Raw genomic sequence first — 21,998 nt, 5'->3', positions numbered from 1 at the left:
CGCCGCGAGCAGGCCGGGTCCGCATCGGAACCCGCGCTCGGCGGCGCGCCCGCATCTTGCCGGAGGACGTCCGGCCCCACACGTGTTCCTGGGGGGAACCCACTTTGCTCACCCGTCATGTGGCGGGCGGGACGGCTCTGTCCGTCCTGCTCGCGACCGCGTCCCTGCTCGGGGTCGCGGCCGAACCGGCCGCCGCCGACAGCGCGGCCACCCTGCCGATCACCTCGTACTCCGACATGGTGGTCGACGGCGCGCACCGGCGCGTCTTCATCAGCACGACCGACAGCAAGGTCGTCGTCGCCGACTACAACGGCAAGACCGTCGCTCAGATCACCTCCGAACCGGGCGCCGCCGGGCTCGTGCTGTCCGCGGACTCCTCGACGGTGTACGTGGCGCTCCCGAAGGCCGACGCGATCTCGGCGATCGACACGGCCACCCTGCGCGAGACGGCCCGCTACCCGCTCGGTGTCGCCCCGCGCCACCTGGCGATGACCAGGCACACCATCTGGTTCGGATACGCGGCGGACGGGTCCGCCGACCTCGGCTCCCTGGACCTCGACCCGGAGACCGAGCCGACGACCCCGCCGACGAGCCCTCCGACAACTCCTCCGACGACTCCTCCGACGGACACCCCGACTCCGACCCCGACGGACCCCGAGTCGACGCCGACTCCGACCCCGACGGACACCACGGCCCCGAGCCCCAGCCCATCGGACACGCCGTCGGACGCGCCGACCGATACACCTACCGACACGCCAACGGACACGCCCTCGGACCCGCCGGTCACCACCTCCCCGACCCCGGACGCCACCACCCCGGCACCCCCCGCCCCCTTCGCCGCCGACACCCCCACCCGGACCACCAACGGCGCCGTCGTCACCCTCGGCCAGGGCGGCCCCCACACCTGGAACATCGCCCCGATGCTCGCGTCCTCGCCCGGTAACCCGGACGTGGTGGTGGCCGGGACGCCCGTCCAGAGCCCGATGGAGCTCCAGGTCTACGACGTGTCGTCGGGGCACGCCGAGCCCCAGGCGTACCGATGGAACGCCAACGGCGCGGGGAACATGCAGGACATCGCCCTGTCCGCGGACGGCAAGCAGGTGCTGGTCGCCAGCGGCGCCCCGTACTTCCAACAGGCTTACCGCACATCCGACTTGGCCGACGACGGCCGCTACACCACCGACGCGTACCCGAACGCGGTGGCGGTCGCCCCCGACGGGACGATCGCGGCGGGCATCGACGGCGCCTACGAGCCGGACGTCTACATCTTCCGCCCGCGCTCCGACCACCGCGTCCGCACCTACGACTTCGGCGTCGTCGGAAATCCCGGCACCGCCTCCGCCCTGGTGGCGGGCGGCCTCGCGTGGGCGCCCGACAGCAGCCGCCTGTTCGCGGTCACGGCCGACGTCTACGGCCAGCACCCGACCCTGCGCGTGCTGACCGACCCCACCAAGTCGGTCACCACCGTCACGGTCAGCGCCCCGTCGACCGCCAAGCGCGCCACGAAGATCACGGTCAGCGGCAAGCTGACCGCCACCACGGCGTTCCCCGCGGGCGCCAAGGTCACGGTGACGCGTACCGACCTCACCTCCCCCAGGGGCACGTCGCTCGGCGTCAAGCCGGTCGCGGCCAACGGCACGTTCAGCTTCACCGACACCCCGACCACCGGCGGCGGCGTCACGTACACCGCCACGTACGCGGGCGACGCCACGCACACCGCCGCCTCCGGCAAGCGCGTCGTCCAGGTCTCGCGCCTGGCCACCGCGGCGAGCGTGAAGACCAACCGCGCCACGTACGCCTACGGGTCCACCGCCACCGTCACCGGGCACCTGGGCAAGACCGGCAAGAGCCGCGTGCTCTCGATCTGGGCCCAACCGGCGGGCGGCCAGAAGAAGTTGGTGAGGACCGCGAAGGTCAACGCGGCGGGCGACCTGAAGGTGACGTACCGGCTCAGCCGCAACACCACCTTCTGGGCCTCGTTCGCCGGTGACGCCGTCTCCGCGCCGAAGTCGGTGGCCCGCTCGGTCGGCACGCAGGTCAGCGTCTCGCTGGCGGTGTCCGGCAACTACCGCAAGGGCAGTGTCGGTTCGACCTCGTACTACTGGTTCCACAAGAAGAAGTCCGCGCTGTTCACCACGCACATGACGTACGCCAACGGCCGCTCGCAGCGCCTGGACCTCCAGGTCTACTACAAGGGCCGCTGGTACTCCTCGGGCAGCGAGTACTTCCGGCTGGCGATCACCGGCACCTCGCGGGTGGGGCTCGCGGGACCCGGAGAGTCCGGCATCCGGGCCCGCGTCCGCGCGGTGTACGTCAAGGGCTCCTCGGGCGACAGCCTGAACACCACGACGTCCACGGGGTGGAAGTACCTGTACTACACCAACTGACGGCGCCCGCCCGCGCCGTACGGACGAAGGCCCCGCTCACCGGAGACGGCGAGCGGGGCCTTTTCGTCAGAGCGCCTCTTCGTCAGAGCGCCTCTTCGTCAGCGGGCCCTTTCGTCAAGGGCTCTCGTCCGACTGGCGCGTCAGCGCTTGAAGGCGTAGTCCATCAGCTTCTTGGCGTCCGTCGCCCGCTGGTTCACCGAGCTGGACGACAGGACGGTCCCGATCACGGTGCGGTTGCCGCGGGTGGCGGCGAAGACGAGGCAGTAGCCGGCCTGCGGGCCCGAGCCCGTCTTGAGGCCGATCGCGCCGCTGTAACTGCCCAACAGCGTATTGGTGTTGGTCCAGGTGTAGTAGCGGTAGCCGTTGCTCTTGGTGGTGGCCTTGGTCTTGATGGAGCGGGTCTTCACCACCGAGCGGAAGTCGGCGCTCTTCATGGCGGTGCTCGCGAGCTTCGTCAGGTCGCGCGGCGTCGAGTAGTTGTTCCCGTTGCCGATTCCGTCGAAGGAGTCGAAGTGGGTGTTCTTCAGGCCCAGCGCCTTGGCGGTGGAGTTCATCTGGCCGACGAACTGCTTGACCCGGGCGGCCCGCGTGGAGCCCACGCCGTACTTGTCGGCCAGCGCGTACGCCGCGTCGCAGCCGGACGGCAGCATCATCCCGTACAGGAGCTGCCGCACGGTGACCTTGTCGCCGACGATCAGGCGGGCCGAGGAGGCGTTCTTGCTGACGATGTAGTCGCTGTACGCCTTCTGGACGGTGACCTTGGCGTTCAGGTTGAGCTTCTTCTGCCGCAGCACCACCTCGAAGGTCATGATCTTCGTGGTGGAGCCGGTGGACCGCTTGGTGTCGGCGGTCTTGGTGTAGTAGGTCGTGCCCGTCGAGTTGTTCATCACGTAGCCGCCCTTGGCCACGATCGGAGGCGGCGCGGGCGTCGCCGCCTGGGCCGTGGAGCCGAGCGCTCCGACGGTCAGTACGGCGCCCGCGGTGACGGCCACCACGGACGTACGACGAATGGCCTTGCTGCCGGTTATCACGTTGATTGCTCCAAATGCCCCTGCGGCGCGGTCACACGAGAGTGTGCGGCTCGAAGGTGAGACGCGCCACCCGGCCGGATGGATGTGGTGCCCGGCCGGTTCTCACCGAGTCGTTATCCACCGGAGATCCAACGCCCGGTCCGACTCCCCTCACGGCTCCCCTCCAACTCCCGTCCCACACCCCCTTCGCCGCAGCCGGTCACGGGGGCCGGTCCACTCCGGCCGACGGGTCACCGGCCGCGTGAGTCGCGCCCACGCCCCGTCCCGTGCGCCCGGAGCGCACCTTCTGTGCGGATTCCGTTTGTCCCCCGTACGCCTTTCCCGTGTCTGATGGTGGACGTCCGTGGGCGCTTGCGGGAATACTCCGGCGTGTCCACCGCCATCTCACTCTGCACGCTCCAGTGTTGGGTTGACAACGTTGTCCTCCCGGGGTCGTGCGTGCGTTCCGCGACTCCGGAGAGGCCACATGCCCATCAGATCCCATGCCCCGACGCCCCGCGTGACGCCACCGGGAGCCGCCCGCGGGCACCACGGCCGCCTGCGCGCCACGGTCGCGGCGCTGCTCACCGGGTCGCTCGCCTTCGCCGCGCTGGCGGGCGCCGGTACGGCCACGGCGGCACCCCCGGCCAACGCCTCCAACACGTCCAACACGTCCAACACGTCCGGCGCGTCGAGCGGCACCGACTACACCAAGCTCGTCGACCCCTTCGTCTCCACCGCGGGTGACGACGGCAACGACCTGCCGGGCGCCGAGGCGCCGCACAGCCTCGCCAAGGTCAACCCGCTGACCACACCGGGCCGCAACCACACGGGGTACGACTACAACGAGAGCCGCATCGCCGGGTTCACCGCGACGAATCTCGACGGTGTCGGCGGCTCGGGCGGCGGCGGTGACCTGCTGGTCGTCCCGACGTCCGTGCGCTACGACAAGCGCCCGGCGCCCAGCACGTACGCGCACCCGTACAGCCACAACGACGAGACGGCGACGCCCGGTTACTACCAGGTGGGGCTCGGGTCGGTCTCCGGGACCGCCTCGGCGGTGACGCGGGACGCCGGGACCGTCAAGGCCGAGATGACGGCGACGACGCGTACGGCCCTGGAGCGCTACAGCTTCCCGGACGGCGCCGAGCCCCAACTCGTCCTCGACCTCGCGAACAACTTCACCAGCCGCACCCGCACGACGATGAAGGCGACGACGCTCCCGAACGGGACGACCTCGATCACCGGCCTCATCGCGGGTTCGTTCAACGGCGCCTCGTACCAGCTCTATTACGCCGCCACGACCAATGTCCCGGTGACCTCGCTGAAGAGCTGGGGCAACGACGGCACGCTGGGCGACGCGACCACGCGGGACGGTTCCGACGCCGGAGCGGTCCTCGGATTCGACAAGGCGGACGGGCGCGACGTCGAACTGCGGGTCACGCTCTCGCCGATCAGCGCGGAACAGGCGGTGACCGACCAGCGCAACGAGGTCGGCGGCCTCACCTTCGACCAGGCGCGCGCACGGACGAAGGCGGAGTGGAACAGCACGCTCGGCGCGGTCGCCGTCAGCGCCTCCGCGAAGTCCGACCCCGGGTCGACGCTCACCAAGGAGTTCTACACGCACCTGTACCGGATGTACGGGCTGCCGGTGAACGCCACCAGCACCAGCGGGACCTACCACGGCGCGGACGGCGCGGTGCACACCGCGAACGGCTTCACGTACTACGACGGCTGGTCCACCTGGGACGACTTCAGGAAGTACTCGGTCGAGGCGTACATCGACCCGGCCACGTACCGGGACCTGGTGCAGTCGCTCATCGTGCTCTTCGCCGACGTGCACGCCTCGGGCAAGAGCCTCGGCAGTCTCACCCACTCGGTGCCGACCGTGCGGTGGGAGCGCTCGGCGGTGGTGATCGCCGACGCGCTGTCGAAGGGGTACAAGAACTTCGACCGGCTCGACGAGGCGTATCCGGCGCTGCTGTCGTACTCCGGGTTCTACACGGGCGCGCAGTTGCGCCAGGGATACGTCACCGGTGATCCCGGTACGACGGTCCAACGCGGTTACGACCAGTGGGCGTTGTCCATCATCGCGGGCGCGCTCGGCAAGGACGCGGACGCCGGCAAGCTGCGCACTCAGTCGACGATGGCGATCGACAACCTGGTGAAGTCCGGTGCCTGGACGGCCGGTGACGGCACCAAGGTCGGTCTGCTGACCCCGCGCGCGTCCGGCGGCGACTGGCAGAGCGCCGACTACGAGAAGTTCGAGGCGGCCGGTCTCTACCAGGGCACGCTCTGGCAGTACCACTGGTACGACGCCTACGACATGGGCGGCCTCATCAAGGCCATGGGCGGCGCCAAGGCCGGAAAGGCCGCCGTCGACCACATGTTCGGCGAGGACTCCGCCCTCGACAACGGCTCGACCATGCTGCACTCCAACGCGAACGAGATCGACCTCCAGGCCCCGTACCTCTTCAACTACGTCGGCGAGCCCAGCCTGACGCAGAAGTGGGTGCGCGCCATCTACACCGGCTCGACCTGGAACCGGTACATCGCGACGGGCTCGACCAACGAAGCCCCCAGCGGCGGCGGCGAGTTCACTCCGCCGGTCAAGACGCAGGTCTACAAGCTCGCTCCGAACGGCTTCCTGCCGACGATGGACAACGACGCGGGCACCATGTCGACCATGTTCGTCGCGGCGGCCCTCGGCCTGTTCCCGGTGACCGCGGGCTCCAGCCAGTTCCAGATCGGCAGCCCGTTCTTCGACTCCACGACGATCACGTACGCCAACGGCTCCCGCTTCACGGTGAAGGCCGGCGGAGTCTCGCCGACCGACTACTACGTACAGAGCGCGACCCTCAACGGCAAGCGTTTCAATGACACTTGGCTGGACTACTCGCAGATCATCGCCGGTGGGACCCTCGACTTCACCATGGGCGCCAAGCCCTCCCGGTGGGGCGCCGACACCAAGCCCGCGTACTCGCTGGACACCGACACCGACACCGGCCACGGCGGCACCGGAACGGGCACCACAGGCACCGTGCTCTCCGCCCGCCCGGACACCGTCGCCACCGCCGCGGACGGCACCGTCCACGGCAGCGTGAAGCTCACCCTGTCGGGACCCGCGTCCTTCGCCGCCCGCAGCGGCACCAGCCTCACCAGGACCGGCGCGGCGAGCGTGACCGGCCTGCCCGGCGGCGTCACGGCCGACCTCCGCGTGACCGGCTCGCGTACGGCGACGCTGTCGCTCACCGGCACCACGAAGGTCGACGCGCGCTACGGCATCACCTTCCGGGACGCGGCCTTCGCCCACGGCGTGCGCGCCTCCACGGTGAGCGGCACCGGCATCTCGGCGACCGACCCGCTGACCGTCTCCGCCGCCGCGGTGTACCGCGCCTCGCTCGGCGCGCTCGTCGACCAGGCGTCCCTGGTGCGCGGCGGCAACTACTCCGACGGCTCCTGGACGCTGTTCCGTTCGGCGCTGGAGCGCGCGCGGACCGCCCTCGCGGACACCGCCGCCAGGACGGGCACGCTCATGGCGGCGCAGGACGCCCTGCGTTCGGCCGCCGACGCGCTCACCATCGACGAGGGCGGCTACGCCGTACTCCAGGCCGAGGCCCCCGACCAGATGGAGGGCCCCAGCCTCGTCAAGGAGGCGTACTACTCCGACGGCGACCTCGGCGGGGTCACCGAGGGCGCCTGGGAGCGGTACAACAAGCTGGACTTCGGCGGGGTCGCACCGCGCAGCGTCGCGGTCCGCTACGCCAACTCGCAGGCCACGAGCGCGAAGCCGAGCAGCGTCGACGTGCACGCGGGCGCCGCGGACGGCCCTGTCGTCGCCACCGTCTCCCTTCCCGGCACGGGCAGTTGGCAGACCTACACCACCGTTCGGGCGGCCGTCACCGACCCGGACGCGCTGCTCGCCGCGTCCGGTGCGACGTTCGTCTTCCACGCGCCGTCCGGCCAGCAGTGGGTGTCGAACTTCGATTGGTACCAGTTCTCGCCCGAGGCGGTCTCCTCGTCGCCCTCGACCACGCTCGCCACGCTGACGGCGGCCAACAGCACCACGACCGGCGGCGGTTCGCTGCCGCTCAGTCTCGGCAACGGCATCTTCGAGAACACCACGAACGGCGCGTGGGCCCAGTGGAAGGCCACCGACCTCAAGGACGGCGCCGACACCGTCACCGTCAGCTATGACAAGCCGCAGTCGCGCGCCGCGTCCGACTCGCACCTCGAACTGCACCTCGGCTCGAAGGACGGCGAGAAGAGCGTCGACATCCCGCTCGACTACACCGGCTCCGGCTGGGGAACCCTCGCCACCGCGACCGTTCAGCTCGACCCGGCCGTCTTCACCGGCGTCCAGGACGTGTACGCCGACTTCGTCTCCAGCACCCAGTCGTCCTCGCAGCCGTACGTGGCCAACGTCTACTCGCTGACCCTGACGCGCACCGCCGACGCCCCGGTGGGCTTCGACGCCACCGCGTTCGACTCCAACAGCGGCGGCGGCCTCAAGAGCGAGCCGGTCGGCTGGACCGGCTCCGGCTCCACCACCGACCTCGGCGGTACGTACAACGGTGCCTGGGCCGGCTACGGCGCCGTCGACTTCGGGTCCGCCCCGAAGAACACCGTCACCTTCACCTACGTCAACAACTCCGCCCGCTGCGGCACGGGTTCCGCCGTCCAGCTCTACCTGGACTCCTTCGACGCGGCCGATCCGGGGACGCCGTACGCGACCGTCCCGCTGCCGGTCACCGGAAGCGCGTGGTCGTCGGGAGGCACGACGAGCCTGACGCTGCCCACGCCGGTCACCGGCACCCACACCGTCCACCTGCGGCTGCTGACGACTCCGGACTCCTCGCACCCGTACGTCGCGAATCTGGGCCGGATCACCTTCAGCCACGTCGACACGCCCACCGCGACGGACAAGACCGCGCTGCGCAAGGCGGTCGACCGGTACGCGGGACTGTCCGGCGACGCGGCGCGCTACGACACGATCGACTTCGGCGTGTTCCGGCGTGAACTCGCCTCCGCGCAAGCTCTGTTGGCCGCCGCCGACGCGGCCCAGCTCGAAGTCGACACGCAGACCCGCAGCCTCACCCTCGCCGCCGACCAGCTGATTCCGCTGCCCCGGCTGCGACTGGAGAACCTGGTCGGCACGGCGTCGGCCCTCGACAACGCGCGCTACACGGACGCGTCGTGGAAGGCGTTCACCACCGCGCTCACCGCGGCCAAGGCGGCAGTCGCGGACGACAAGGCGACGGACGCGGCCCTCACCGCGCGCTACCAGGCCCTCGACCGCGCGATGTCCGCGCTCAGGACGAAGCCCAAGACCGTACCGGCCGCGCCCGGCGCGGTGTCGGCGACCTCGTCCGGCGCGAGTGTGACCGTCGCCTGGGCCGCGCCGCAGGACACCGGCGCCTCGCCCGTCACCGGCTACCGGATCAGCCTCAGCGACGGCCACCAGGTCGAGATCCGCGACCCGAACAGCCGCGGCACGGTGTTCACTTCGCTGCCCGCGGGCCGCTCGTTCACCGCGCGCGTCCAGGCGCTGAACTCCGTCGGCGCCTCGCGGCAGAGCGCCGCCACCGCGCCCGTGGTGACCGGCGGCGGCAAGCCGCAGAAGCCGCACGTGACGGGGGTGACCACGGACGGCAGCCACGTCCGGGTGACCTGGCAGGCGGCCGGAGACGGCGGATTCCCGGTGATCGGCTACACCGTGACCCTCGACGACGGTTCCACCGCGCACCTTCCCGCCACGACCGGCACGGCGCTGCTCACGGTCTCGGGCAAGGCCGTGGGCAAGGCGGTGGGCAAGTCCGAGGGCAAGGCCGAGGGCAAGGCCGAGGGCAACGCCAAGGCCCACTCGGCGACCGTCACCGCGGTGACGCTGGCCGGGACCTCGGACGACCCGGCCGCCGCTCAGGACGCGGCGGCCCCGACGTACACCCCGTCCCCGTTCCCCGACGAGACGCTGAAGGCGAGCTACGCGTCGGACAAGTGGCCCGCGACCGGCGACGGTTCCGACTACTTCACCAACCTCCTCAGCGGTTTCGACCACCTCCCCTCCAGCGTCCTCGGCGCCAACTCCAAGGTGGCGAAGGGCACGTCGCTCACCGCGGAGAACGACGAGATCGCGGTGCGCGTCAACAACGCGGCCACGCAGAAGGAGGTGGACAGGGCCGAGGTCGACGCGACGCACAGCGCCACCGTCACGCTGGCGGACGGCCTCGGGTCCCGGCTCGGCGCGATCTACAGCGACGCGCTGAATAGCGGCCAACTGCCCAAGACCAGCGCCCTGTTCGGCCGGGTCACCCAGGGTCTCGACACCCACGACGCGGCCAAGGACCACTACGGCTACCTGCGCCCGTACGTCCGGCTCGGCTTCGTCGGCGACGGCGGGGACGTCTACGAGTCGCAGGACGGCTCGTACAGCGGCCTCGCCGGCAGCGGCTCGTACCCGAGCGGTCACACGTACGGCGGATACGAGGCCGGGACCGTACTGGCCACGCTCCTGCCGGAGTTGGCGCCGTCGATCCTCGCCCGCACCTCGGAGTACGGCGACAACCGGGTCGTCCTCGGCTTCCACTACCCGCTCGACGTCATGGGCGGACGCATCACCGGACAGGCCACCGTGGCCCACCGGTGGGCCGACCCCGACTTCGCGCAACTGCTCACGCAGGCCCACACCGAGATCGAGAACGTGCTGCTCGCGCGGTGCGAGAAGCAGGGATACGGCGACACGCTCGCCGCCTGCGCGGGCGACTCCTACGGCGGTCTCACCACGGCGCAGGACGTCGACGTCTACACGCAGCGCCTGGCCTACGGCTTCTCCCGTACGGGCAAGGCCGGTCAGCCCCTCACCGCCCCGGCCGACGCGGCGGCCCTGCTGATCACCGCGTTCCCCGACCTCACCACCGGGCAGCGCACCCAGATCCTCCAGCAGACCGCCACCGACTCGGGCTACCCGCTCGACCTCACGGCGGACGGCGCACCGAGCTGGGAGCGGATCAATCTGGCCGCCGCGATGGCCGCGCACGTCGTGGTCAACCACGACGGCTCGGTCACCGTCACCAACCACGCCGACGCCACGAAGGCGAGCGTCGCCGACGCGAGTGCCCTCAAGGTCGGGGGAGTCGCCGTCGACGGCTTCGACCCCGAGGTCTCCACGTACGTCGTCGACCTCCCCGCCAACGGCAAGGTCCCGGCCGTCACCGCCGTACCGGCCCAGCCCGGCACCCGGGTCAAGGTCGCCGACGGAAGCGCGGTCGTCTCCTCGACCGCGCCGCGCTCCACCACCCGCACCGTCACCCTGACCTCACCCAACGGCTCGGTGACCCGTACCTACACCGTCGCCTTCCACCGGCCCGCGCGGGGCAACGGGCACTGACCGCGCCCCGATCCGCGTAACCCCGCGGGGCCCGACCGCATCCTGGTCGGGCCCTGCGGCGTGTTGCGGGGCGTGTTGCGGGAAGTGCGGCCGCAACTCCCGTGCGCGGCCTACCGGTTGGAGGTGGCGGGACCGTCCGTGGAGCGGTCCGTCGGGCGGGCCGTGGTGGGGGTCGGAGTGGCCGAGGTGGAGGCGGATTTGCTGGGCGGTCCGGTCCGCGTGGCGGCGCTCGGGGACGGGGCCTGGGCCGTGGGCCCGGTCTTCGCCGTGACAGGGGCGTCGGTCGGCGCGGGCCGCGGCGTCGGGGTGGTGGTGGCGGGCCTGGGCGCGGGGCCGCTCGCGGGCGGCGTGCCGAGCGGGATCGCGGGCGCGGCGGGCGACTGCGGTCCCGCCATGCGCAGCGGCAGCGCGACGAGGACGGCGACGGCGCCGGACAGGCCGACCCCGACGGCGATACGGAGCAGGCGGCGGCGGGCCGCGCCCCGGCGGATCTTCTCGTACCGGCCGGGCGGCAGCCCGAGGTGGTCGGGGGTGGGCCGCAGGATGACCGTCAGCGGGTCCTCGGGGTCAAAGTCCTGACCGTCGTCAGACTGTGTGATCAAGGCTTCTCCTCAAGTGGGCGCGCAGCAGTTCCCTGGCGGTGTGGAGGTCGGACATGACCGTCCCCTCCTTGCGGCCGGTGAGCAGGGATATCTCCCGGATCGGGAGGTCGGCGTAGTAGTGCAGCAGGATCGGCACGCGCAGGCGTTCCGGCAGCGACTGCACCAGCATGCGCAGCGACGGGTCGGTCTGCTCGGCCGGCGGCCGTACCGCGGCTTCCACGGTGGCCCGGCGTACGGCCCTGCGCTCGCGCTCCAGCTTGCGCCAATGATCCCGTACGAGATTGGTCGCGGTGACGTACAGGAAGCCGCGCGGCTCGGCCACCGCCGTCCAGCGGGCCCAGAGCCGGGTGAACGCCTCCGAGGCGATCTCGTGGGCCGTCTCGTCGTCGTCGACCAGGCGGCGGCACCAGCCGGCGAGGCGCGGGTAGAAGGCGGCGAACAGCTCGGACGCTGCCTTCTCGCGGGACCGTTTCAACGCTCTCCATGTCGGGGGCAGGGTGGTGCTGTCGCGGACTTCTTGCGGGTCGTGCGGGCCGTCGCGGACTCTTGCGGTCTTTTTGGTTCCTTGCGGTTCCTTGCGGTCGTGTGCGGTCTTGTGCGGTCGCTCGGGGAGGGGCCCGGGCCGCCGGCGTAGGGGGATCGGCGGCGGCCCGGGACCCGGGGAAGGCGTCAGGAGACCGCCTCGGTCGTGGTGGGTGGTGACGCGCCCGCTACGGGATCAGCGAGGCGAAGACGATGACGTTGTCGCGGTAGCCGGTGCCTTCGCGCGGGCCGCCGCACGTGATGAGCCGCAGCTCGGGACGGTTCACGTCGCCGTAGACCGCGTCCGTCGGGAAGTCCGACTTGGCGACCGTACGGACGTCGGTGACGGCGAATCGCGCCGCCTCGCCGTTCTTCAGGCGTGCCACGATCCGGTCGCCCGGGCGCAGCCGCGAGAGGTGCCGGAAGACCCCGTCCCCGTACGCGCCGACCGTGACGTGGGCGAGGATCACCGAGGGTCCGGTCTGACCCGGTGTCGGCGAGCCCCGGTACCAGCCCGCGCGGTCGTGCGCCGTGATCGGCGGGACCTCCACGGTGCCGTCCGGGGCCAACCCCAGCTCCATGACCGGGGTGTTGACCCCGATGGCCGGGACCTCCAGCCGCACCGGGACCGAACGCGCCAGCGCGCGTACCGACTTCGCGGCGGGCCGCGAAGAGGGCGGTGCGCCGGTGGGACGTTCGGTCACGGCGGTGCGGCTGGAGGTGTCACCCGAGGCGTCGCCCGCTGCGTGGCCCGCGGCTTGATGGCCGCCGCAGCCGGTGAGCAGGAGGGCGGCCGTCACCGCGGTGACGAAGGCGCGCCGGGGGCAGGTGAGTCGGAAGCCCACGGTCCGGTCGCCCGCGCTGCGGTCGCTCACGGCTCGGAAGCCCGCGCTGCGGTCGCCCGCGCTCCGGTCGCCCGCGCGGCCGGAGGTCACGCCCCGGTCGCCCGCCGGCGGCGTACGAGGAGGACCGCCCCGCCGCCGAGCGCGAGCACCGCGGCCGCGCCTCCGCCGATCAGGCCGCCGTCGTTTCCGCCGTGCGAGGCCACCGGCGCCTCACCGGTGTTCGGCGCTCCCTTCGGCACCGCGGGGACCTGGCCCGACGTCGCCTTGGTCGGCGCGGGGGACGCGGAGGGCCGCGCGGACGAGGTGGCGTCCGACGACCCGGTCGACGGCGCGGCCGACTGCGTCTTCACGCTGGTCGGGGTGGGGGTCGGGGACGCCCCGTCGGCGAACGCGGGCACACCGTTCGCCAGCACGGCAGTGCACGCGAGTGCCACGGCGCTCAGAACAGTTCGGCGCATGAATCGCTCTCTTTCGTCGGCCCGCCCGCGCGGTCACGCGCGGGCTGAGGTGCGGATCGACTGAAAAGACGAGACGTGGGCGGAACGGATTGTAAAGAGCTGGCAAAGCCGCCGAACGGTGCTTCAGGCGCCCTGCCCTGCGCCGCGGTCGACCGCGCTCATGTCGCCGGTCCCGGGGACGCCGTCGGCGCGTGCGTACCGCAGGTGCACGGTGCCCTTCGGGCTGGCCACGGGCGGTGCGAGCAGGGTGACGTTCGTGGGGACCGCGCCGCCGTCGAACACCTTCTTCCCGACGCCCAGCATGATCGGGTGCACCCAGAGGTCCAGCCGGTCGAACAGCTTCTCGCGCAGCAGCGTCTGCACCAGGTTCAGGCTCCCGACCACCTTGATGTGCTCGTGCCGCTCCCGCACCTCGCGCACCGCCGCCACCAGGTCCGGCCCCAGGTGCGTCGACCCCGCCCACGACAGATCGGGCGTACCCCGCGAGGCCACGTACTTCGGCACGCTGTTGAAGAGCGTCGCGAACCCCCCGTTGTCCCCGTCCTTCTGATGCGGCCAGTACCCGGCGAAGATGTCGTACGTCCGCCGCCCGAGCAGCAGCGCGTCCGTCCCCTCGTACGCCGCGTCCACCTGCGCCCCGGCCACCTCGTCCAGCATCGGCACCTGCCACCCCCCGTACGAGAACCCCTCCGGATCCTCCTCCGGCCCCCCGGGCGCCTGCCCCACCAGGTCCAGCGTCGTGAACAGCTCGATGTGAATGAGACCCATGACGTACTCCCGATCGTTGTCTTTTCCCCGTCCAAGAGGTAGACCCCCGCCACCCCCCGAACTCATCGCCCGGCTTCGGGCCAATGTCAGCCGGAACGCCCTGACGTGCGGAAACCGTCGGGTACGGCAGTATCCGCTCGTCTTCGTGCCGCCGCTGATGGACGCGGCCCGGCTTCGGGCCGCTGCCGGCTGACCGGGTCTGCTCCGGGGGCCTTCTTTCGGCGCGGAGCCGCCCTGCCCGGGGTGTCCGCGTGGCCCGGGCAGGGCGGGTGTGTCGGGTCGGGTCGGGTCAGGTGGCGGGGCAGGGGTCCGTGGAGGTGAGGAGGGCGGCGGTGCTCTGGGCGATCGTGACGTGGACGCCGGTGAGGAGGGTCAGCGAGAGGGCGGTGACGGTGATGCCCTTGCCTCCGGCGACGGTCGTCCGCTGATTGATGACGAGGGAGCCGACGAGCGGCAGGGCGATGGTGGTGTTGGGCGCGGCGTTGGCGGCGACGGTGACACCGGCGACGCGGAGGTTGGTCAGGACGGTCGAGCCGGTCGAGGAGACCGGTCCTGGCCCGGTGTCGGTGAGGGACTGCCGTGCCTGGGCCGAGGTGCCGACGAGGTCGGCGGTGATCAGGCCGCCGAGGAGATTGATGCCGGTGGTCTGGGCGTGGGCCGCGGCCGTACGGGTCCCGTCGGTGTCGACGGTTCCCGAGGCGTCGGTGGTCAGGACACCGAGGTTGCCGACGGTGCCGAGCCCGGCGCTCACCACGGAGTGGCTGTCGCTGCCGGGCAGCGGCGTGCAGGAGTGGGCGGACGGCGCCAGCGGGCCGATGTTGAGCAGCGGCGAGGTGAGCCGTACGCCGTGCGCGCGGGCGTCGAAGACGGGCGCGGTGAAGGTCACCGAGGCGCAGCCCGGCAGGTCGACGCCGACCGGGTCGGTGATCGACGAGCCGCAGATCTGATACGTGCCACCGTAGTTGGAGGTGAGCTCGACAGTCGCGGTGCAGGACTGCTGACCGGCGGCGAGGTTCCCGCTCACGGTCACCGTGCCGTCCGCCGCGTTCGCGGTGGCCGTTCCCGAACCGCAGTCGGTGGTCGCGCTGCCGCCGTCCAGCCGTAGCCCGTCCGGGAGTTGGGCGCCGAAGGACCAGCCGTTCTTGGCGGCCAGCTCACTGGTGTTGGTGACGGTGAAGGTCAGGGTGGTGGGCGCGCCCACGGGCAGGTGCGCCGGTGCGAAGCCCTGGTCGAGCTGCGGAGTGGCGTCCAGCAGACGGACGTTGTCGATCGCGCCGTCGTTGCCGTTGCCGCTGGCCTGCTCGTTGACCAGTCGGATACCGGCCGAGTCGCCGCTGAACAGCACCGAGCCGTTGCTGGCGTACGTACCCACCGAGGTGCCGCCGATCACCGAACCGGGTTTCTGGCACGGGTCGATGGGAGAGGTGAACGCGGCGCGCGCGGTGCCGCCGTCGAGCAGGTAGAAGGCGAGCAGGGGGTGGCTGGCGAAGCAGTTCTGGGCCGCCGCGTCCACCGAGAAGGTCAGGAACCGGTGGCTCGCGCTCAGCGGGATCGGCCGTACGGTCTCCAACTCGGTGCGCCCCGCGCCCGGATCGCCCGAGGTGTAGGCGGTGAGCGAGTGGTTGGTGGCCGCGTTGCCGCCCGCCCACGTGCCCAGCGCGACGGCCATCTGCTTGTTCGCGTTCCAGAAACCGGCGCAGTTGACGCCCGGCGGGGGACTCGCGGGTCCCTGCTGCGAGACGAGCAGACCGTTGCAGGAGGTCAGCCACGCCGGATCGGCGGTGTACGTCTCCGCCAGCGGCGCCGCGCCCGTGTAGTCCGGCAGCGTCGTCACCGCCGGGCCCTGACCGTTCTCGAAGTCCTCCGTGAACACGCTCGTCGGCGCGCTCGGCGTACCGGGCTGACCAGGCGTGTTCGCCTGCGCCGGGCCGCCCCCGACCAGCGATCCCGTGGCCAGCACGGTCACGCCCAACAGCGCCGTGGCCACCCGTCTGCGCCACCGCCGGTCCGCCCGGCCACTGGCCCCGCCGCTCCCTTCGCCGCGCCGTCTTCCGTCGATACCGGTATCTGCCAGGCCTAAGCCTCTCATCGACAATCTCCTTCGTACGGGCACGCCGGTGCGCCGTCCGATCGCTCGTCAACAGGCCCGCCGCGCCGACGCGTTGCGCGTCTGCGGTCACCCTCCCCGCCCCCGCCCCTGCGCACATCGGCGCGCGCCGCCCCGCTTGATGCACACAAGGTCCCGCACGCCGCACAAGCCGGTGCGTACTGCCGCAAGCCCCCGGTCTGTGCCCGGCCGACCGATTCGGGAGGTTTGCCGAGCCGTTCCGGCGGTCGCGCGGGCCGCCGGACGGGGCAGGCGGGGGCGGCGCCTCCGTCAACCCGCCCGCGCGGCGCTCCAGCCGGTCTCCGCCGCCCACCGTTCGGGCGCCGCCATCAGCACCTCCGCGGCGGGGGCCTTGATCTGGCCGTCGTCCAGCAGGTCCGGCCCGCTCACGGCCAGCCGCTGCTTGAACGCGCCCCACGCCCCGCGAGCGGTCTCGTCCGCGCGCGGATAGTCCCGGAAGAGCAGCGCGAAACGGGAGTTGGGCCCGGCGGCCTCGCGCAGGTGGACATTGCACGCCCGCACGCCCGCACGCCCGCACGCGCGCCGACCGGCGGCGCGAAGGCGAGCTTGCGGCACGTCCGGCCGCCCGAGACCTCGACGCGGTTCCACGGCTCTGTACGGCACCGGAAGCCGTTCGCCGCGAGCAGCGGCACATCCCGCGCCTCGTCGACCGCCCTCATCCGCGCCGCACGGTTCGCCACACCCGGTCGGCCAGGTCTGCGGCGCGCAGCCACCATCCCTGCGCGGTGTCCCGCGCGCCGGTCAGCAGCCAGCGCCGCTTGAGCCATGGCGGCAGCTTCCGGAACGGAACGAACGTCAGGGCGTCGTCGATGGCGGTCTCCGCGAAGCCGCTGGAACCCTCCGCGCGCAGGGCGGCGTACAACTCCGGTGTCAGAGCGCCGTGGACCCGTGCCGCTACGCCTGCCGCGGTGAAGGCGAACTGGCGCTCTGTGGGGTCCGGCAGCCCTGTCGCCCTGACGATCCGCGGTGACGACTCAGCCAGCGGGCAGGTGAAGGCCAGGCCCACCACCGCGGTGCCCAAGTGGCGTTCGCCGCGTTCGAACGCGGCGTCCACTGCCGCGGGGTCGTCGATCCGCGACAGGCCCTCGCCGCTGTCCCAGTCGTATTCGGAGGCCATAGGGGATACCGGACCTTCGCTGTGGCTATTCGCAGGGCGGCGGGAGCACACGCTGCTTCTTGATGTTGTCGATCATGCCCGCCTTCTTGAGCTTCGTCAGGTCGCCCTGCGTGACACTCTTCGACGGATACGTGGACTGCACATGGCCGTGGTAGATCTCCTTGATGATATTGCCGTCCGCGTCGGTGATCGCCCGGTGCCTGTCCAGGACCACGATCTCGCCGTTCACATGGTCGACGCCGAGGCGTCTGGTGACGTTGGGATTGCTCGGATCCATGTCGATGGAACGGTCGAGCGCCGCCTGACCGTTGGACGGCGCGCGGCTGACCTCACCCTTGGCCGATGAGCCGCCGCTCGAACCGTGCTTGTCGTACTCCGAGTCGTCGTAGACGCGGGTCGGCTCGGTGCTGTCGCCCTCCAGACCGAGCGGGTCGCTCCAGCGGAAGGGGTTGTCGACGTACGCGTGCGGATTCGGGGCGGGGACCAGCCCGAACGGGTCGGGCGTCAGGAAGGCCGCGGTGTCCGGGTCGTAGTAACGGGCCAGGTTGTAGTGGAGCCCGGTCTCCGCGTCGCGGTACTGGCCGGGGAAGGCCAGCGGGCAGAGACTGTCGCCGGTGTCGCTTCCCCCAAGCGGTCTGCCCCAGAGGGTGTTGGCGGCCCGCCAGGCGATCGTGCCGTCCTCGTCGACGAGTTCGCTCGGGGTGCCGACCAGGTCCGTGACGATCGCGTAGAACTGCCGACTGACCTCGTCCGGAGCGTCCGCTCGCCACTGCCTGCGCAGTTGTGACGCGGCCCGGTGACTGCCCGGCTCCCAGTCCCAGGTGTCGGTCTCCGTCATGCCGTCCCGGAGCGTCTGCTGCTCGGCGAGATTGGCGCAGTCCCAGGTGAACCGGACCTCGTCGGCGGGGGCTCCGTCCTCACCGATCCGGACCTTCGAGACGCGCCGGCCGAGTGCGTCGTAGCGGTACCGCCACACGCCGCTTCCGGGGGTCGCCGCCTCGGTGAGCCGGTCCTCGGCGTCCCAGGCGTATGTCCATATCCGGCGCAGTCCGGACAGCGTCCGTCGGATCACGCGGACCACGCGCCCCTGGGCGTCGTGCTCGTAGGCGGTGCGGCCCGCTGAGGTGATCCTTGTCCCGGAGCGCTCCGTCGGCCCCTGCGCGTCCTGGCTGCCGGGGGCCGGATGGGCGCTGTCCCTGAGGTTGCCGAGCGCGTCGTAGGCGTACGACTCCGTCCAGCCGTCAGCCGACACCGCGGTGACCCGGCCCGCGCGATCGAGGTCGAAACGACGTGTGCCGCCGAGCAGTTCGGTGATCCCGGCCAGATGGCCGTCGTCGCGGTAGCTGTACGACCGGGACTGCCGCACGCGCCCCCCACCGGTCTCCAGGGCATTGGCGGTCCCCGCCCGGATGACCTGCTCGACGAGCCGGTGGCCGGCGTCCCAGCTCTGCGTCAGCACTGCGGCGGCGCCCAGACCGCGGGCGGTCTCGCGGCCCGCCGCGTCATGCGTGAAGGTCAGCCGACTGCCCGCGACGACCAGCGACGTGGGCAACCCCGCCGCGTCGTAGGACCAGTCCGAGGCTGCGCCGCTCGGCGTGGTGCGCCGTACCCGTCGGCCCAGCGCATCGTATGCGCTGGTGACAGTGCGGCCGTCCACGGTCTCGGCGACGATCCTGCCCACCGTGTCATAGCCGAAGGCCACGGCGCTGTCGGGCCCGACCGCCTCCACCATCCGTCCGGCGGGGTCATAACGCAGCGAGGTGACCGCGCCTTCGCCGGTGCGCGACTCCACGACCCGGCCCGCGACGTCGAAGGTCAAGTGGGTCGTCTGGCCAGCGCCGTTGGTCCGCTCGACCGGCCGACCGGCGGGGTCGCAGACGTAGGTGAGCGCGCGGCCGTTGAAGTCGCGCTCCCCGGTGAGATGCCCTGCGGCGTCGTAGTGGTAACTCCACACGTCACCTCGCGGATTGGTCACGGCGGTGAGCCGTAGCTCGGTGTCGTGGGTGAACAGGTAACGCGTGCCGTCCGGATCGGTTCTGGCGCTGGGCAGGCGGAAGGGGCCGTACTCGAAGGCGGTGACGTACCCGCCGGGGTCGCGCCGCGATACGAGGTTGCCCTCCGGGTCGTACGTCCAGGACTCGCGGCCCCCGCCGCTGTCCTCGCGCCACAGCAGCAACCCTTCGGGACTCCACTTCTGACGTACGGTGCCGCCGACCGAGTTCTCGATCCGCACGACCCGCCCGAACGCGTCCCTGTCCATCCGGACGACGCTGCCGCGCGGATCGAGCACCCGCACCGGAAGCCCCGCGCGGTCGGTCTCGAACCGGAATGTGCTGCCCAGCGCGTCGACTTGTTTGATCCGGTGCCCGCGCTCGTCGTAGGTGTACGAACTCACCGCGCCGAGTGGGTCGGTGCTGGTGAGGAGGTTGCCCCGGTCGTCGTACGCGCACTCCCAGCGGGCGCCGTCGGCCTCGGTGACGGCGATCGGCAGAAGGCCGTCGTGGTAAGCCACGTGGACGCTGGTGCCGTCCGGCCGGTCCACCCGCACCGGCTGGCCGTGCTCGCCGAGGGTGAAGCGGGTGGTGGCGCCGAGCTCGTCGGTACGCGAGAGCAGTCGCCCGTACGTGTCGTGCTCGGTGTGCACGCTGAAGCCCAGCGGGTCCACGACGCGTGTCAGGTGGAGCCGCTCGTCGTAGTGGTACTCGGTGCGATGGCCGAGGCTGTCGGTCAGCGTTGTCGTCCGGCGGTCGTCGTCGTACGTGAATTCCGCGGACATCGCGCCGTCCTGGCCGATCCCGCGTGCCACGCGGTCGGTCGAGCCCGCGTACTCGTAGCGGTACCACCGGTCGTTCCGGTCGGTCCACGACGCGATGCGGCCCCGTTCGTCGTACGTGAGCCGGTAGGGACGGCCCGCGGAGTCGGCGACGCCGGTGAGGTGACGGTGCGGGCCGTCATAGGTGTAGGTGCGCAGCAGGGTGCCGTGGTCGGTGTCCGTCTCGGCCTCGGGGGCGACGGAACTGTCATCCGGGCCGGCAACCGCGCCGCTGGCCGGCCTGCCGACCTGGCTTTCCGTCGACGGCAGCAGACGCAGGGCGGTGACGCGACCCTCGGCCGTGTCGACCGCGAGGTGATAGCCGCCGGAGTGGCGTACGGCGGTGGGCGCGCCGTCATCGCTGCGGTCGATGTCTATTCGGTGTCCATTGCGGTCGGTCACGGCCCGCAGCGGGAGCACGACGACTGCCGCGCGGTCGGTGCCGGCGGAGTCCGGTGCGAGCGGGGGGCCGTAGTGCCGCGTCTCCCCGGTGAGATGGTCGCTGATCGTGACCGCACCGCCGGGAGTTCCGTCCCAGGCCAAGGGGCGACGGGGGCCATGACTCGGCAGCACCGGCTGTCCCGGTCGAGGCACCGGATAGGTCTGGAGCATGCCGTCCGCGTGCGCGCACACGGCGCCATCGCTGTCGAGTTCCAGTCGTTCGTCGAAGGTCGACATCCACGCCGCGCCGAACCATCGCCCGGAGCGGAAGCTCGACACATGATGGCGTTCGATCATCAGGGGCAGCAGGCCGGGCAAGCTGACGTCCGTATGCGACATCAGCATCTCGCCGGTGACCATATCGACGGGATCGCCGCCCTTGCACCGGCCCTTCATCGCCTTGCCGGCCTTGGCCTCGTTCTCAGCCCCGGAACGAAGGCCCTTGTAGAGATCCTTCATGTCCTGTGCGACGTTCTTCAGGCCGCTGGCGCCCTTGCGGATGCTGTTGGCGATGTTCTCCAGGGCCTTGCCGGATTTGAGGAGGGCGGGGAGTTCGCGGGCCATTTTGAGGAGGCCGCCGGCGGTGGTGAGGCCCTTGAACATGGGGATGCAGTCCAGCGCTGCGAACAGGACGTCCCAGAGGCTGGCCTGGCCTTTGAGGTATTTCATGACGGTGTCGGCCAGGACGAGGACGGCCGCGGCCAGGACGAGCCAGGCCAGGGGGCCGCCGATGATCAGGACGACGATGCCCAGGACCGCGACGATGACCTTGCAGACCGCGATGATGTCGTCCCAGTGGTCGGCGACCCAGTCGACCGCCTTCTCCCACCAGTGCTTGTTCTTGATCCCCGCATCCGACGCCTCATGCAGCGCGTGCTGCGCCGTCGAGGCCGCGTCGTCCCGCAACTGGGCCGCGTCGGCCGCGAGCTGCTTGGCCGCGTCGAGCTTGGCCTGCGCGCTGTGGACGGCGGTGGACGCGGTGGTGTGGGCGCTCTGAGCGTCCGTGGCGTTACGGGCCGCCGCACGCACCTCCTCCGCCGACGGCGGCGGCACGTTCGGCTTCGGGTCGTCCTGATACGACTTGGACTTGTCCTGCGCCCGCTTCACCCACGCGTCGGCGTTCGTGAGCTGGGACTTGGCGGTGTCCAGCTCCTGCCGCGCGGTGCGCCCCTGGGCCAGCGCCCGGTCCGCGTCACCCTGCGCCGTCTCCAGCTTCGGCCAGTAATCATCCAACGCACCCGACGCCAGACGGTAGGAGCGCTCCAGCTTGTCCAGCTCACCGGGAAGGTCCCCGAACTGCTGCCGGTACGCGTCCCCCGACAACCCCGCCCACTCCTGGACCACGGTGTCACCGCTCAGGCCGCGTACGGACCGCAACGCCGAGGCGACATCATCGGCGAAATCCCCCAGCTTCCGCGCGAGTTCCCTCACCTCGAACGGATCACCCGGCACCGGATCCCGGTCCAGATCCAGCACATCCCAATCCGTCGGACGCCCCGTCACCCCGCCAGCACCCCCGTC

12 protein-coding genes are annotated in these 21,998 nt (G+C 71.4%); 2 read left to right on the top strand and 10 right to left on the bottom strand.

Translation table 11 applies throughout. The features are described from left to right. The first annotated feature begins 104 nt into the window (after nt 1-104). Nucleotides 105-2,387, top strand: coding sequence for an Ig-like domain repeat protein (locus tag ACFZBB_RS25360; protein ID WP_391126572.1), 2,283 nt, complete (start codon nt 105-107; stop codon nt 2,385-2,387). A gap of 140 nt (nt 2,388-2,527) precedes the next feature. Here the strand turns inward: ACFZBB_RS25360 and ACFZBB_RS25355 are convergent, their stop codons facing one another. After that, a complete protein-coding gene (locus tag ACFZBB_RS25355; RefSeq protein ID WP_355336455.1) occupies nt 2,528-3,418 on the bottom strand; it encodes a serine hydrolase in 891 nt (296 codons plus the stop codon). A 466-nt stretch (nt 3,419-3,884) separates the two neighbouring features. Between ACFZBB_RS25355 and ACFZBB_RS25350 the strand changes: the two genes are divergently transcribed. Beyond that, nucleotides 3,885-10,784, top strand: a complete 6,900-nt coding sequence (locus ACFZBB_RS25350) for a glycoside hydrolase domain-containing protein (RefSeq protein ID WP_391126569.1) — start codon at nt 3,885-3,887, stop codon at nt 10,782-10,784. 110 nt (nt 10,785-10,894) lie between these two features. Here the strand turns inward: ACFZBB_RS25350 and ACFZBB_RS25345 are convergent, their stop codons facing one another. The 9 genes from ACFZBB_RS25345 to ACFZBB_RS25305 form a co-directional block, all read right to left on the bottom strand. Further along, nucleotides 10,895-11,386 carry a hypothetical protein gene (locus ACFZBB_RS25345; RefSeq protein ID WP_391126566.1) on the bottom strand — a complete coding sequence of 164 codons (492 nt, stop codon included), beginning with the start codon at nt 11,384-11,386 and terminating at the stop codon, nt 10,895-10,897. After that, a complete protein-coding gene (locus tag ACFZBB_RS25340; RefSeq protein WP_391126563.1) occupies nt 11,370-11,861 on the bottom strand; it encodes a sigma-70 family RNA polymerase sigma factor in 492 nt (163 codons plus the stop codon). The genes ACFZBB_RS25345 and ACFZBB_RS25340 overlap by 17 nt, the downstream gene beginning before the upstream one ends. A gap of 235 nt (nt 11,862-12,096) precedes the next feature. Further along, nucleotides 12,097-12,753: a class F sortase gene (locus tag ACFZBB_RS25335; RefSeq protein WP_391126977.1), complete on the bottom strand. Its 657-nt coding sequence runs from the start codon at nt 12,751-12,753 to the stop codon at nt 12,097-12,099. 86 nt (nt 12,754-12,839) lie between these two features. Beyond that, nucleotides 12,840-13,211 (bottom strand): sortase-dependent protein, encoded by a 372-nt coding sequence (locus ACFZBB_RS25330; RefSeq protein WP_391126560.1) that lies wholly within the window; start codon nt 13,209-13,211, stop codon nt 12,840-12,842. 123 nt (nt 13,212-13,334) lie between these two features. Continuing rightward, nucleotides 13,335-13,979, bottom strand: coding sequence for a dihydrofolate reductase family protein (locus ACFZBB_RS25325; protein WP_391126557.1), 645 nt, complete (start codon nt 13,977-13,979; stop codon nt 13,335-13,337). Between the two features lie 289 nt (nt 13,980-14,268). Further along, the gene (locus tag ACFZBB_RS25320) at nt 14,269-15,966 is read right to left on the bottom strand and encodes a choice-of-anchor P family protein (protein ID WP_391126554.1); all 1,698 of its coding nucleotides are present in this window, start codon (nt 15,964-15,966) and stop codon (nt 14,269-14,271) included. 390 nt (nt 15,967-16,356) lie between these two features. Further along, a complete protein-coding gene (locus ACFZBB_RS25315; RefSeq protein ID WP_391126551.1) occupies nt 16,357-16,608 on the bottom strand; it encodes a GrpB family protein in 252 nt (83 codons plus the stop codon). 154 nt (nt 16,609-16,762) lie between these two features. Next, nucleotides 16,763-17,224: a hypothetical protein gene (locus ACFZBB_RS25310; protein ID WP_391126548.1), complete on the bottom strand. Its 462-nt coding sequence runs from the start codon at nt 17,222-17,224 to the stop codon at nt 16,763-16,765. Between the two features lie 25 nt (nt 17,225-17,249). Continuing rightward, nucleotides 17,250-21,953 (bottom strand): DUF6531 domain-containing protein, encoded by a 4,704-nt coding sequence (locus ACFZBB_RS25305; RefSeq protein WP_391126545.1) that lies wholly within the window; start codon nt 21,951-21,953, stop codon nt 17,250-17,252. Between the last annotated feature and the right edge of the window lie 45 nt (nt 21,954-21,998).

Origin of the sequence: Streptomyces sp. NPDC008139 (assembly GCF_042957025.1) — a bacterium.
GTDB lineage: Bacteria > Actinomycetota > Actinomycetes > Streptomycetales > Streptomycetaceae > Actinacidiphila.
This window is presented reverse-complemented; position numbering and strand designations above follow the sequence as displayed.

Coding starts and splice junctions, on each gene's coding strand:
- ACFZBB_RS25350 (WP_391126569.1), top strand. CDS start 3,885: ATGCCCATCAGATCCCATGCCCCGACGCCCCGCGTGACGCCACCGGGA.
- ACFZBB_RS25330 (WP_391126560.1), bottom strand. CDS start 13,211: ATGCGCCGAACTGTTCTGAGCGCCGTGGCACTCGCGTGCACTGCCGTG.
- ACFZBB_RS25325 (WP_391126557.1), bottom strand. CDS start 13,979: ATGGGTCTCATTCACATCGAGCTGTTCACGACGCTGGACCTGGTGGGG.
- ACFZBB_RS25310 (WP_391126548.1), bottom strand. CDS start 17,224: ATGGCCTCCGAATACGACTGGGACAGCGGCGAGGGCCTGTCGCGGATC.